The organism is Microcoleus sp. AT9b-C3 (assembly GCF_036705485.1).
In the GTDB taxonomy this organism is placed as follows: domain Bacteria; phylum Cyanobacteriota; class Cyanobacteriia; order Cyanobacteriales; family Microcoleaceae; genus Microcoleus.
The window spans coordinates 26163-39152 of sequence record NZ_JAUBUR010000048.1 but is presented as its reverse complement, the minus strand read 5'-3'; the positions used below and the strand labels follow the sequence as shown (position 1 = coordinate 39152).

The 12990-nt window shown below is 45.5% G+C and carries 10 protein-coding genes; 2 read left to right on the top strand and 8 right to left on the bottom strand.

Going from position 1 to position 12990, the window contains the following annotated elements; genetic code table 11:
- Nucleotides 1-772: 772 nt before the first annotated feature.
- Together pirA and bioF are read right to left on the bottom strand one after the other, a co-directional pair.
- Nucleotides 773-922 carry an arginine synthesis PII-interacting regulator PirA gene (pirA, locus tag QUB77_RS28115; protein WP_172185012.1) on the bottom strand — a complete coding sequence of 50 codons (150 nt, stop codon included), beginning with the start codon at nt 920-922 and terminating at the stop codon, nt 773-775.
- A 279-nt stretch (nt 923-1201) separates the two neighbouring features.
- Complete coding sequence (gene bioF / locus QUB77_RS28110; RefSeq protein WP_333179956.1) at nt 1202-2374, bottom strand: 8-amino-7-oxononanoate synthase; 1173 nt, start codon at nt 2372-2374, stop codon at nt 1202-1204.
- Nucleotides 2375-2440: 66 nt separating this feature from the next.
- Here bioF and QUB77_RS28105 point away from each other — a divergent pair, with 66 nt between their 5' ends.
- Nucleotides 2441-3376, top strand: a complete 936-nt coding sequence (locus QUB77_RS28105; protein WP_333179959.1) for an exopolyphosphatase — start codon at nt 2441-2443, stop codon at nt 3374-3376.
- Nucleotides 3377-3499: 123 nt separating this feature from the next.
- Here the strand turns inward: QUB77_RS28105 and QUB77_RS28100 are convergent, their stop codons facing one another.
- The 6 genes from QUB77_RS28100 to QUB77_RS28070 all read right to left on the bottom strand — a co-directional run bounded on the left by QUB77_RS28100 (nt 3500) and on the right by QUB77_RS28070 (nt 11774).
- Nucleotides 3500-3733, bottom strand: a complete 234-nt coding sequence (locus QUB77_RS28100) for a hypothetical protein (protein WP_333179960.1) — start codon at nt 3731-3733, stop codon at nt 3500-3502.
- An 11-nt stretch (nt 3734-3744) separates the two neighbouring features.
- Nucleotides 3745-4866, bottom strand: coding sequence for a glycosyltransferase family 4 protein (locus tag QUB77_RS28095; protein WP_333179962.1), 1122 nt, complete (start codon nt 4864-4866; stop codon nt 3745-3747).
- Nucleotides 4867-5996: 1130 nt separating this feature from the next.
- Nucleotides 5997-7124 carry a type II secretion system F family protein gene (locus QUB77_RS28085; RefSeq protein WP_333179964.1) on the bottom strand — a complete coding sequence of 376 codons (1128 nt, stop codon included), beginning with the start codon at nt 7122-7124 and terminating at the stop codon, nt 5997-5999.
- 94 nt (nt 7125-7218) lie between these two features.
- On the bottom strand, nt 7219-8316 hold the full coding sequence (locus QUB77_RS28080) for a type IV pilus twitching motility protein PilT (protein WP_333076451.1): 1098 nt from the start codon (nt 8314-8316) through the stop codon (nt 7219-7221).
- A 75-nt stretch (nt 8317-8391) separates the two neighbouring features.
- Nucleotides 8392-10410: a GspE/PulE family protein gene (locus tag QUB77_RS28075; RefSeq protein WP_333179967.1), complete on the bottom strand. Its 2019-nt coding sequence runs from the start codon at nt 10408-10410 to the stop codon at nt 8392-8394.
- Between the two features lie 170 nt (nt 10411-10580).
- On the bottom strand, nt 10581-11774 hold the full coding sequence (locus tag QUB77_RS28070; protein ID WP_333179969.1) for a transposase: 1194 nt from the start codon (nt 11772-11774) through the stop codon (nt 10581-10583).
- A gap of 372 nt (nt 11775-12146) precedes the next feature.
- On the opposite strand from QUB77_RS28070, the gene grpE reads away from it, so the two are divergent.
- Nucleotides 12147-12941, top strand: coding sequence for a nucleotide exchange factor GrpE (gene grpE / locus QUB77_RS28065; protein WP_333179971.1), 795 nt, complete (start codon nt 12147-12149; stop codon nt 12939-12941).
- The last annotated feature ends 49 nt before the right edge of the window (nt 12942-12990 follow it).

Here is a 12990-nt window from a genome sequence, read left to right as displayed (position 1 = left end):
TGGCACATCTCTTGATGAAGTTATTCGTGCTTATTGTGCATAAAGAGTGTCTCATACTTATTTGAAATGACTATAATATATTGTTTTACCATTTTTATAGGCTAAAGTTTTGAGCGCCTAAGCCACACAAGTTCATGACAAGCAATATGATTTGTGTTAATTCTAGCTCGATCGGAGTGGCAAGATTCTCTCCCGGTTAATTGCTTGAGTTCCCTAGAAAATTGATCAATTTTCCAGCCAATAGCACACACATGAGTTTAGGTTATTCGTGCGCTTATTATTGAGTTTGGTCGTTAGTCGCGACTGTCAACTTGTCAGTGATCCGGACTGGTTAAGGTGATGGGATCGGGCGTGAGCAGACCCGATCCATTTGTCAGGTGCTTTAGTCCTGTAGTTATGAGTAGAGTGCGCCACGGCGCATTTTATTACTACAGATACTGTCAAAATAGAAGCAATGCAGCGTAAGTCTTGTTCTTCCCTCTTGCTTCTTCATTCTGACTTCAGAACTTAGGCAAAAAATGAATGCTTCAATCCGCTATTGGTACAGACTCTGTGGGCTGAGGCGCACTCTACAGATAGAGTTTGTGCGTGCAGGAGTGTTCCCTCTTCCTTCTTCCTTCTCAATAAAAAACCCCGGTTCCTTTAAGAAACCGGGGTTTTTCCTACCAACTAAGAGAGGAGTCAAAACTTCACAGGTAGCGGTTGCCGGAATTCTGCATTTCTCGCACAACCCTCTAAACCAAACTACGGGCAAATTCTAGTTGCAGCTTCTTTAAAGCTGTCTCATTTCCTCTTCAAGCACCCGAACCAAATCTTGATTGCCACTGGATCTCGCTACTTCTATGCGGTGCATAAGTTGCTTGTGAATGTTAGCGCGGTGGGTTTCTGCGACTTTTTTTACGTTTTGACGATTTGTGTTCATGGTGGACGTTCCTTATATTAAATTTGGTGTACCTGCTACTTCTCTAATATAGCGCTAAATTTCAAAAAGTATCTAAATTTACAAAAAATTTACAGTTGTTGACCGATCGACCAAACTCCTGTATAAGATTGGTCATAAGTCAATAGCGATATCTTGACAATCAAAAAAAAGGCAGAACGCTAGAGCAGCAAAAGGCACAAGGCAGAAGGCAGAAGTAGAAATTCTCCCCATCTCCCAACATTTACTCAAAGGGTAAGGTATTTATGACGTACCCAACATTTACTCAAAACTCAAAACTTGCTTCAGCGCCTCTACCAACTGCTGAAGGTGTGTGAGCTCGTGAGTTGCCATCAGCGAAATCCGAATGCGACTCACGCTGACAGTCGGAGGCCGAATCGCGGGAGCAAAAATACCCATCTCCTTGAGTTTGCTGCCCACTGTTAAAGCTGTGGCTGCATCTTTTAACGGCAGACTGAAAATAGGGGAGAGGGAATTGCTAATGGGTAATTGGTAATTGGTAATCGCGCAATATTTGAAAGTTTCGATATTTTGTTGCAACCGAACTCGGCGTTCTGGTTCTTGCCGTACAATTCTCACAGCTTCCAAAGCAGCCGCGGCGTCAGCAGGCGTCAATGCTGTAGTATAAATCCAACTCGCAGCTCGATTACGCAGAAAATCAATTAAAGCAGCAGAGCCCGCAACGTAGCCGCCCAAACTTCCCAAAGCTTTGCTGAGTGTCCCCACTTGCATCAGCGGTGTTCCGGTACACCCGAAATGTTCTGCACAACCGGCACCGCTAGCACCGAAAACTCCTGTAGCGTGAGCTTCATCTACTAATACCATGCAGTTAAATTTTCCGGCCAAAGCTAACAACTGCGGCAGCGGACACAAGTCCCCATCCATGCTAAAGACGCTATCGGTAATAATTAAACACTTGCGGTATTTCCCGCGATTTTGCTCTAGCTTGGCGCTTAAATCCTCAAGATTGCAATGACTGTATTCTAGGGTAGTTGCACCGCTGAGTGCGGCTCCGTTTTTCAGGCTCGAATGGTTGTACTTGTCAGATAATATCAAATCGCGCTTGCCGACAACGGATGCGATCGCCCCTAAATTCGCCAAATATCCCGAACTGAATACTAAAGCATCTTCAGTTTGTTTTAAATTAGCAATACCCAGTTCTAGCTGTCGGTGCAAATCGCGGTGTCCGCTGACCAACCTCGAACCCGTCGCACCCGTACCAAATTCCTTAGTTGCAGCCATAGCAGCTTGAATTAACCTGTCATCGCCGGCAAGTCCCAGATAATCGTTGCTGGCAAAGTTAATCAGGCTGTGGCCTGATAACTTTACCACAGGCCCGGGACAACTATCGATCGATCGTGGCGATCGATACCAATCGGCACGGCGAACTGTGTCCAGGGCCTTCTCTATCCAAGCGTAAGGGTCTGCGTTCATATTGGAAAGCGATCGGGTAATACGTTATATTAGCTGGTGATCAGTTCCTCCCTATCACAGAAGCATATGCCACTCACTAAAAAATACAGATTAGTCACCCGCAGCGATTTTGACGGTCTTGTCTGTGCCGTTTTGCTCAAAGAACTCGATATGATCGACGAGATTAAATTCGTGCATCCTAAAGATATGCAGGATGGGAAAATCGAAATAACAAATAACGATATTAGCACCAATTTACCCTATGTTGAGGGAGTTCATCTAGCTTTCGATCACCATTTCAGCGAAACTCTCAGACACGAGAAAATCAAAATTAACCACATCATCGATCCCTATGCAGCTTCAGCAGCTAGGGTACTGTACAAATATTATGGAGGCCAAGCAAAGTTTCCTGATATTTCTGAGGCGATGATGGCAGCAGTTGACAAATCAGATTCCGCTCAATTTGCCCAAGAAGAGGTTCTGCATCCGCAAGAATGGGTGTTATTAAACTTCATAATGGACGCCCGAACAGGCTTAGGAAGGTTTAAAGACTTTACGGTCTCCAATTATCAATTAATGATGCAGTTAATCGATTACTGCAAAAATCATACCATCGATGAAATTTTGCAGCTTCCTGATGTAAAAGAAAGAGTAGACCTCTACTTCGAGCAAGAAGAAAAATTTAAAGAGCAAATACAGAGATGCGCCAAAGTTTATAATAATTTAGTTGTTTTGGATTTGCGTAACGAAGACGTGATTTATGCAGGGAATCGTTTTGTAATTTATGCTTTGTTCCCCGAGTGTAACATATCGATTCACGTACTTTGGGGACTGAAACAACAAAATACTGTTTTCGCAGTTGGCAAGTCAATCTTTAACAAAACTTCTAAAACTAATATTGGGGAGTTAATGTTAAGATATGGCGGCGGTGGACACCAGAATGCCGGAACTTGTCAGATTGAGAACGACAAAGCTAGTCAAGTTTTGAAAGAGTTAATTGCCCAGATAGAAGAAAATGGTTAAATTGGCTTTATCTTTTTTGCAGTCAGGACTTGAGTCTTTGATTATTTATTTTAATTTTCAGCACTAAAGTCCTTACTACAAAGGAGATTTTTCGGGACTGAAGTCCTTACTACAAACGGGAGTTTATTCCTCAATGTTTTGAGCTGGTGGGTTCTGAACATTGAGATTTTCTGAAATGTTGCCTTTGACTGGTGGCAAATGGTCTACCAAACCCATATCAAAAGCGATATCCGGCAACTCATCAGCTTTATATTTTCCTGGCTCAAACAATCGCCCGGGAGTAAAACAAGGCTGTTTTAATCGTACAACCTCCCCGGGCGAAAACATTCCCCTAAACATTTTGCGTTCGAGTCCCATAATTTCTGCTCCTAAAACAACTTTCGCATTAATCTTAACAATTTTTGACCAGCAGCTTCCCAATTAAATAAATCCGCCGTCTCTTTAGCTTTGTGAGCTACCTGAGAACGCATCGGATCTTCCACAATGTTTCGCAACTGTTGGCGAACAGACTGAACATTGGGTTCGGCCCAATGAGGATCATTTCTGATTTTTAGATACTGAGTATCGTAACACTTTCCGACGGGAATTAGATCGTAAGCAATGGGATAGCAGTTATTAGCATTGGCGTACTCGGTCGGGCCACCGTACATAGTCATAGCGACGGGCAAACCTGCTGCAAAGGCATCCAAAATTTTAATTGCAAAACCCTCGCCGCGAAAGGGAGCTAAAAAAGCATCTGCTGACAAGTATAAATCAGCTAGTTCTGCTTTATTACAAAATTTAGGCATTATCCGAATTCTTGACTTGAACTTGCCGAATTGTTTTTCGATATTTACGAGATGCTCCACTATAACATCTGGGTGTTTGCCACCATCTTTGATTATTAACTCTACGTTAGAATCATCTCTAAACTCTTCCCAAAAAGCTTGAATGGCCAGATCCGTGCCAAATCTATATAAATCAAAAGAATTAGTCATGTGCAGAATATACTTTACATCTTTTTGTTTTTTTTGCGGTCTGGGCAAATAGAGTTGCGAGATTAAAGGATTGAAACCTAGAGGCATGACTGATACGTTAGCCGGCGGACATCCAGCTTTTATTAAAACGTTTTTAGAGTATTGGCTGACGGCTAGTTTGTGGGATGAAGTGTTAACAGCATCGTAAATCCAGTAATCATAATCATCATGGTTTTGAGCGAATTCGTAATTGATAGCAAAAAGTTCTAAGTTGAGATGTCCGTTGAGTTCTTTTAAAAAATAAGGTTTCCAATAATGAGACCATTTGATCTGAAATAAATCTGAGGGTGCGGTGTTCATCCACTTCGCTAGCAGGTCGTTTTCTTCTGCTGTCGCATTGCGCCTGAGATGAGATGCTATTGTTGAAGGTTCGACCGAAATAGGAATTCCCATTTGGTGTAAAGTTTTCGCCAGGGATAGCGTAATATCAGCGAAGGAGTTAAAGTGTTGAAAACCAACGTTAAAGTGAACCATATTTATTGGTTATTAGTGCAGGGTAATCGCATCTCATTTGGTATAAATTGTACTTGACAAATGACATAAAATGCACCCGCCAGAGGCAGGGCTGCGGCCGAGACGCGATCGGCTACCAATAAGCAGTTAAACTGGGAATGGACTCCCGGCAGGTATTCCTCACTCAGGAAGATGGAAAAAGGCGGCCGTGAAATCTACCGGCAACGGAACATTGTTGAACGTGCTATCAACCTACTCAACCAAGGGAGTCCGATCGCTATTCGATATGATAAGCTGGCTGCCAATTATACAGCCATGATTACGATCGCCTGCATTCTGTCGTGGTTATAGTTTGAAAACACGCCCTAGGCAGGATCACGTGATGGAGATAAATCAAGTAAGTGGAACCCGCTCGAGCGTGCTTAGCTGGCTATCAGTATCACACTCAATTTTCATTGCTTAGTTTAGGAGCTGCCATTAAATGATGCTGTCAAATATTTGATCAATTTCCTTTGCCATTATACCTTAATTAATGCGATTACCCTGTAATATCTCTGAGTATTTTTTTAGTTTTTATCTTCTGGGGTCGTTCAAATTGGTACGATTTTCTAAAAAACTGGCATTTAATATATTCACCCAAGGCAATGAATCTGTTTGTTTTGTTGGTGATTTCAAGCTTGAGTAAAACCTTTTGCCCTTGAGAGCACCCATGAACTACAATAACTACATTGAAATGTATTCGGATTTAACTCTAGCATATTTTGGGTTCAAATTAAAATGCGTTAACCTTGGAGCGTAAGGCCAGGATTAGGCAGCAGTTAAATCTGTCTGCCTATCCTACTTGACTTTGTGACATTTTCGTAAGTTATCACCCCTGGGAAGACGCTGGTAATGAAGATTTGAAGGCTCTGCCTCTCAATTGTTTTCTCCTTTTAATCGAGGATGTGTCTCCTCCAAAGGCATTCCCAGGCAGAGCCTGGGAACGATTGGAATAGTCATTGGTCATGCGTTAATTGCTAAGCTGTTGCGGCATTTAAATTGTCTGTCAAAAAACAATCAAACAATGAGTGGGGTGTCCGGCCCTCGGAGAATATGCAATTTAAGTGCGTAGCAGCTTACTAACTAATAACTAATAACTAATTACCCCTTTTTTACAGCTTCTGAAACACTGAGAACATCGGCAGATACATCGACAGCAAAATCGAACCTACGATACCACCGACGAAAACAATCATCAGAGGTTCTAGCATACTGGTAAGTCCTTTTACTGCTTCTTCCACTTCCGTTTCGTAGAAAGCGCCCACTTTCATCAGCATCTTGTCAAGTTCCCCTGTCTCCTCGCCAATTGCCATCATTTGAATAGCCAAAGACGGAAAAACAGCTTGTTCTTGCAAAGCAATACTGATCATGCCGCCACTTTGAATTTCCTGCCTGGCATATTCGATCGCATTAGATATCGCCTGATTCCCAGCCACATCTCGCACAATTTCCAAAGAATTGAGAATCGGCACGCCCGATCGCGTCAGCGACCCAAATATCACGCAAAACCGAGCCACAGCAGATTTTTCGATCAAATCTCCAAAAATCGGCAGTTTCATCGCAATCCTATCAATTTGTAGGCGACCTATGGGAGTTTTGTAGTACATATCGAAGGCAATTTTTAGCGCTATAATTACCCCAATAACTGTTATCTGTTGGATCGGAGGCCAAGCCGTACAAAATTTACTAATTCCCAACATTATTAGCGTAAAAGTCGGCAAATCTGCACCAATATCCTCAAAGATTTTAGCGAAAACTGGTAGCAAGAATATGGTCATTGCGAAAAAAACCGCGACCGCGATGCCCAACACAGTCTTCGGATAAGACATCGCCGAATTAATTTCGGCTTCCGTCTTGTGATTTTTTTCCATCATCACCGCCAGACGGTCTAGGGTTTCATCGAGCACCCCCCCGACTTCTCCCGCCGCCACCATACTGATAAACAGTTGGTCAAAAACATCAGGAAACTTAGCCATCGCCTCTGCCAAGTTTATCCCCTCCTGCACGTCAGCATTCATGCTCCTGAGCGCTCGCTTCAGTTTAGCATTAGAACACTGCTCGTGCAGCACGGAAAGGCATCTCACGATCGCCACCCCTGCATTAAACATAGCAGCAAACTGACGAGCAAAAATAGCCATATCCTTAACAGTAAGACTGGTAAGGTTATACTCGATTTGCTCCTGAATCTTACTGAAATCAAAGCCACCTTTCGGTTTTTCGCGGATAACGTTGGTAGCCACAGCTCACCTCTGAAAATTTATTAAAAGTTATGACTCATCAGTCATCAGTCATCAGTTCTTTCTACGGACTCCAGACTAATGACTGCTGACGGAATTAATGAGCTTTTACCGGGGCGCCACCAACAGGTGCCGGGCCGATCAAGCGTTCGAGTTCGTCAGCCTTAGAAGCCTTGGCCATTGCCGATTCCCAAGTGACTTTACCGCTCTTGTAAAGTTCAGCGAGGGCCATTTCCATCGTCCTCATACCCAATTTTGCCCCCATTTGGATTTGGGAGTAAATCATGGGAGTTTTGCCCTCCCGGATCAAGTTAGCCATAGCTGGAGTATTTACCATGATTTCCATAGCGCAGCAGCGGCCGCCCCCAACTTTTATGACCAAATTTTGGCTGCAAATTCCCACCAAAGAGTTAGACACCTGGGCGCGAACTTGGGGTTGTTGAATCGGCGGGAACACGTCCAAAATCCGATCGATCGTTGCAGCCGCCGAATTAGTGTGCAGCGTTCCCATCACCATGTGACCCGTTTCTGCCGCCGAAATTGCCAGACCGATCGTTTCCAAGTCCCGCATTTCCCCCACGAGAATTACATCAGGATCTTCGCGCAAAGCAGCTTTCAGCGCATTAGCAAAGCTCTTAGTATCTTCCCCCTTTTGGCGCTGGTGAAACAAACTCTTGATATTAGGAAACACATATTCGATCGGATCTTCAACTGTTAGAATATGTTCCGCCCGCGTCCGGTTGACCAGATCCAACAACGCCGCCATCGTAGTAGTTTTCCCGGAACCCGTTTGTCCCGTCACCAACAGCATACCCCTGGGTCTTTCCGTCAGATCCCGCAAAATCTGCGGCACGCCTAAAGCATCCGCATTAGGAATCTTAGAAGCCAGAGCCCGCATACAAGCAGCCCAAGCACCCCGCTCCCGGTAGACATTGACGCGAAACCGAGCCAATCCCCGAACGCCGTAAGCGCAGTCGAGTTCCCACTCCATTTCCAACTGCTTGCGCTGCATATTGTTGAGCATTTGGAAAATTAGGATCTGCACTTCCTCAGCAGACAGAATGTCGCCGTATTGCGTCTGAGGAGTTAGTTTACCGCTGACTCGGAAGAATATAGGCGCGCCCGCTTGGATGTGTATGTCCGAACCCCCTTGCTCTACCAGGGACTCCAGTACGTCTTCAATCATCAGACCCATAGATACCTCTCCTCGATCGAATTGATAGTTATTGACCAATCTAGCTCAGTTAACAGTCAACAGTTAACTGCTGAATCAATCCACAAAGCGTGGCGTCAAGCAGTACGGACAATCCAGCATCTCCGGCTTCAATTCCGCCCGACAACTTTTGCAGGTAAGTCCCTGCTTGCGTTTGGCTTTCAGTTCAGCCTCCAAGCCCGAGTCCGTAAACGTCACCCGCTCGACTTCTTCAAAAGTAGTCGCGCCTTCTCGCACTAACTGCAAGCTGTAAGCCAACAACGTTTTCATCCCTTCTTCTACTGCTGCTTCCTTAATTTGCTCTGTGGGAGCTCCTTGAGTGATCAGAGTTTGAAGCCGCTCAGTATTTTTCAGGAACTCGTAAACCCCTACCCGTCCTTTGTAGCCTAGGCCGGCGCACTTGGTACAAAGTTGCTCGCGTTCTGCCAGTTCCTTCCTTTCCTCCACCGGTACAGTGTTGGCTTTGTAAACAGTTAGATCAATTTCTTGAGAAGCCGACAGACCGTACTTGCCGAGTTCTGCGGCAGTAGGCTGGTAAGGAATGCAGCATTTGTCGCAAACGCGCCGCATCAGACGCTGAGCCAACACGCCCAACAGAGCTGCCGAAACCATGAACGGTTCTACGCCCATTTCGGCCAAACGCGCGACCGCCCCGGCCGCGTCGTTCGTGTGCAGCGTCGTCAGCACCAAGTGTCCCGTCAAAGCAGCTTCCAGAGCCGTTTTTGCCGTTTCCTTGTCCCGCGTTTCCCCCACCAGCATCACGTCAGGGTCTTGCCGCAAAAATGCCCGCAGAATGTTGGAAAAAGTCAAGTCTTTTTCCCGAATTACTTGACATTGGGTAATTCCTGGCAAAGCATATTCGATCGGGTCTTCCGCCGTACTGATATTAACCCCCGGATCGTTCCGTTCCGCCAGAATCGAGTAGAGAGTAGTTGACTTGCCTGAACCTGTCGGCCCCGTCACCAAAATCAGTCCGAAGGGACGGCTAGCACTCTCTCGGACTAAAGCCAGAGTTTCCTGATCGGAGATTAACAAACCCAAGCCCAACTGAGTGCTGGAACTGTCCAAAATCCGCAGCACGATTTTTTCGCCGTACCGCGAAGGTAAGCTGTTCACCCGGAAATCGACCGTGCGTCCCTCAAATACCCGGCGGATGCGGCCGTCTTGAGCTTGTCGGCGTTCGGCAATATCCAGGTTGGCAATAATCTTGAAACGAGCGGTAATCGATGCGACTACCTGCTTGGGAAACCGGAAATACTCTTGCAGCACCCCGTCTTTCCGCATCCGAATCCGCATGAACTCTTCTTGAGGTTCTACGTGGATGTCCGACACCTTTTCCGACAGAGCTTTAGCCAAAATGATATTGACCGCCTTAATTACCGGAGCGGCCTCAGCATCGTCCAAGGTGTTAGCTAGGTCTTCTTGGTCGGCACTCTCCTCTTCTAGCGAGAGTTCGCCAAAATCTCCCTCCCCTAAATCCATCTTTCTCTGCTTTTCGGCTGCTGCCATTTTGGCTGCTACCTTAACTTGGTCCTCTTGATAGGCAGAAGTTATGTCCTGATAGTCGTCTGGCGTAATCACCCGTCGCTGCAAAGCCAAGCCATGAGGCTGTAAAATCCGCCGCAAATCTTCTATAGCGTTGAGGTTGTCGGGATCTACCATTGCTACTAAAACCGCCGCCGGCTCAGTTTCAGTCTTCGCTACGGGTAAAAACCGACCTTGGTGACAAATGTCGATCGAAATCTTCAACGTCTCGAGCATAAGTCCGAGTTGCTCGTTAGACATTTCGCTCATCTCCGGGTCAAATGCTTCAACGCCGTAGACTATCTTCCGTTCAAACATCTGCTGCTTCTTGTAAAGTCGCAGCAATTCTGGAGGCAACGGCTGCCCGGTAAGTGCTTCTAATACCTCCGTCAACCGCTTGCCGGAGTTCCGGCTATCAATTTGAGCTTGCTTGACTTGCTCGCCGTTGACGTAACCCGACAGAATCATCTTGGTGAGAGCCGGAGGAAAAGTGCCTACAGAAACTATGGATGTGGAGCTGGATGTGGAGCGAGGCGGGGATGTGCTAGTCATAAAAAACACTCAATAGGTGGGAAACTCAGTCACAAAGAGTGCTGAGAGGAAAACCAACGCGGGGTTTTAACCCCCGTATTCTTTGCTTATGGATCAGCTATCATTTTCTTGCTCAATCCCTATCTCTCAAGTTTGACACTCCTGGGCCTGAAGGCGCGAGGATTCTTGGCTCAGTCAGTCGATTTGCTCGTTGATGTCACCACCAGCGAGTAGAGCTCGTTCTGTCCCCAAGCGTTAATTTCGGTGTGTCCCACCGTATTTAAACTGATTCCTGCTTGCTTCAATCCTTTTTCCAAAATGTTAATCGCGGCGTTGTGATCCCGATCTAATACCGCGCCACAACAACAAATATGAGTTCTAGTTGATAGCGATTTTTTGACGATATTGCCACAGGCTGAACAATCTTGGGAAGTGTATTGAGGGGCGACAGCAATTACTATTTTACCGTATATTTTCCCAAAATATTGCAACCATTGAGCAAATTGATCCCACGCTGCATCGCTAATGGATTTGGCAAGCTTTTGGTTCTTAAGCATATTCTTCACCTGAAGGTCTTCGTAGAACACAAAATCGCTAGATTTTACCGCGCACAACGCCGTCTTAACGGCGAAGTCTTTGCGCTGCCTGCTGACCTTCAGGTGTTTTCTTCCTAACTTGTTCATCGCTTTTTTACGATTGCTAGAACCCTTCTTCTTTCGAGAAACTCGTTTCTGCAATCGTTTTAAAGCTTTTTCGCTTTTGCCCAGATAGCGAGGGTTGGAAACTGTTTCACCATCACTGTCGGTATAGAAATGGTTTAATCCCAAATCTATGCCAATAGCTTTACCAGTGGAAATAGATTCCCCTGTTCGTTCCACATCGATACAAAACTGAGCGTAGTAACCGTCGGCACGCCGAATCACCCTAACTCGCTTAATCTCATTGGGTGCATAAAAATGCAAATCCCGACTGCCAACTAACTTGAAATTTCCAGCAGCAAAGCCGTCCGTAAATCTTAAACATTTCTTGTTGGAAGAAAGCTGCCAACCTGATGTCTTGTATTCTACGGAACGAGTATGTTTTTTGAACTGCGGGTATCCTTTTTTCCCTGGTTTCTTGGCTTGACAATTGGCGAAAAAACGTTGGATAGCAAAAATGGCACGTTCAGCAGAAGCTTGACGAGCCATCGAGTTAAGTTTGCCTGCCCATTCAAACTCTTTGGCCATGATGGCACACTGTTTGTATAGGTCGATCAGCTTAACTCCTTGATTTTCGATCCAGTATCTAAGAGTTTTATTTCTCACAAATTGAGCTGTCCGAATCATTTCGTCGATGACTCGGTATTGCTGCGTTTTGCCTTTCAACTTAAACTCTAATACGATCATACAAGTATCCTATCACACCTATAAAACGCTATGTCTATAAAATGTGTTTACTTTATAAGTTTTTACACTTTATAGTCGAAATTAAAGCCAACCACTGAAGAAGGGGCTTTAAACCCAATTATTTTGGTAAATGCGATCTCGTTAATTAAAAATTAGGAACCAACAAACGTTGGGTTGCCCCCATTGTGGCCAAAGTATACGTAAAGATCTAAACAGGCTTTTGAATATTTTAGGGAAAGCTTTGAGCAATGTCTCAGAGCTGGCGAGTTTTCCTCTTTTCACATTGTGCCATACACAGTCAATTCGAGTCCTCTAGATTTACCGGGTTAACTGTATCTGCTAGAATTGATAGGGTTCTGTCGCGCAGCTTTTATGATTGACGAGGAAAAACAGCAAGATCAAGATCCTAACTCAACTGGGGAAACCACCCCAGAGGGTTCGCCAATGGCAAGCGAAAATCCGGCGGCATCAGGAAACTCGAACGAATCGGCGGATTGGGAGCTCGAACTTGCTCGAGCTTATCAAAGTGCTCAGGGCGATCGCACCCCAGCAAACGCATCGGGGCCTACCGTCACCGGCAGTTCAACCAACAGTCCGACTGCAGACGCGGCGGAGCCTTGGAAGAAGGAACTGGCCCAGGCAAACGAGGAAAAAGAGGCTTTAAAAACTCAGTTGCAAGCCACATCCGCTCAACTAGAAGAACTGAAAAATCAAAATCTCCGCTTAGCAGCAGATTTTGAAAACTTCCGCAGGCGTACCCAAAAGGAAAAAGAAGAGCTAGATTTACAGGCAAGGTGTCTCACGATCAAACCCCTGTTGCCGGTAATTGACAATTTCGAGCGCGCTCGATCGCACATCAAGCCACAAACCGACGGCGAAATGAACATTCACAAAAGCTACCAAAGCGTTTACAAGCAAATGGTAGATAGCCTCAAGCAAATCGGGGTTTCTCCGATGCGCCCTGAAGGTGAACAGTTTGACCCCAACCTCCACGAAGCTCTGCTGAGCGAGCCAACTGACGAACACGAGGAAGGAACAATTATCCAAGAACTAGAACGCGGCTACATTCTGGGCGATCGCGTCTTGCGGCACGCCAAAGTGAAAGTTGCAGCGGCTGGGCTATCTGTGGTAGCCTCAGATGAAAATCCCGATAGTTCGGAAGGTTAATCGGGATACAAGCTACTGCATTCCTCAAAGTCACTGACCCCCGAATAGA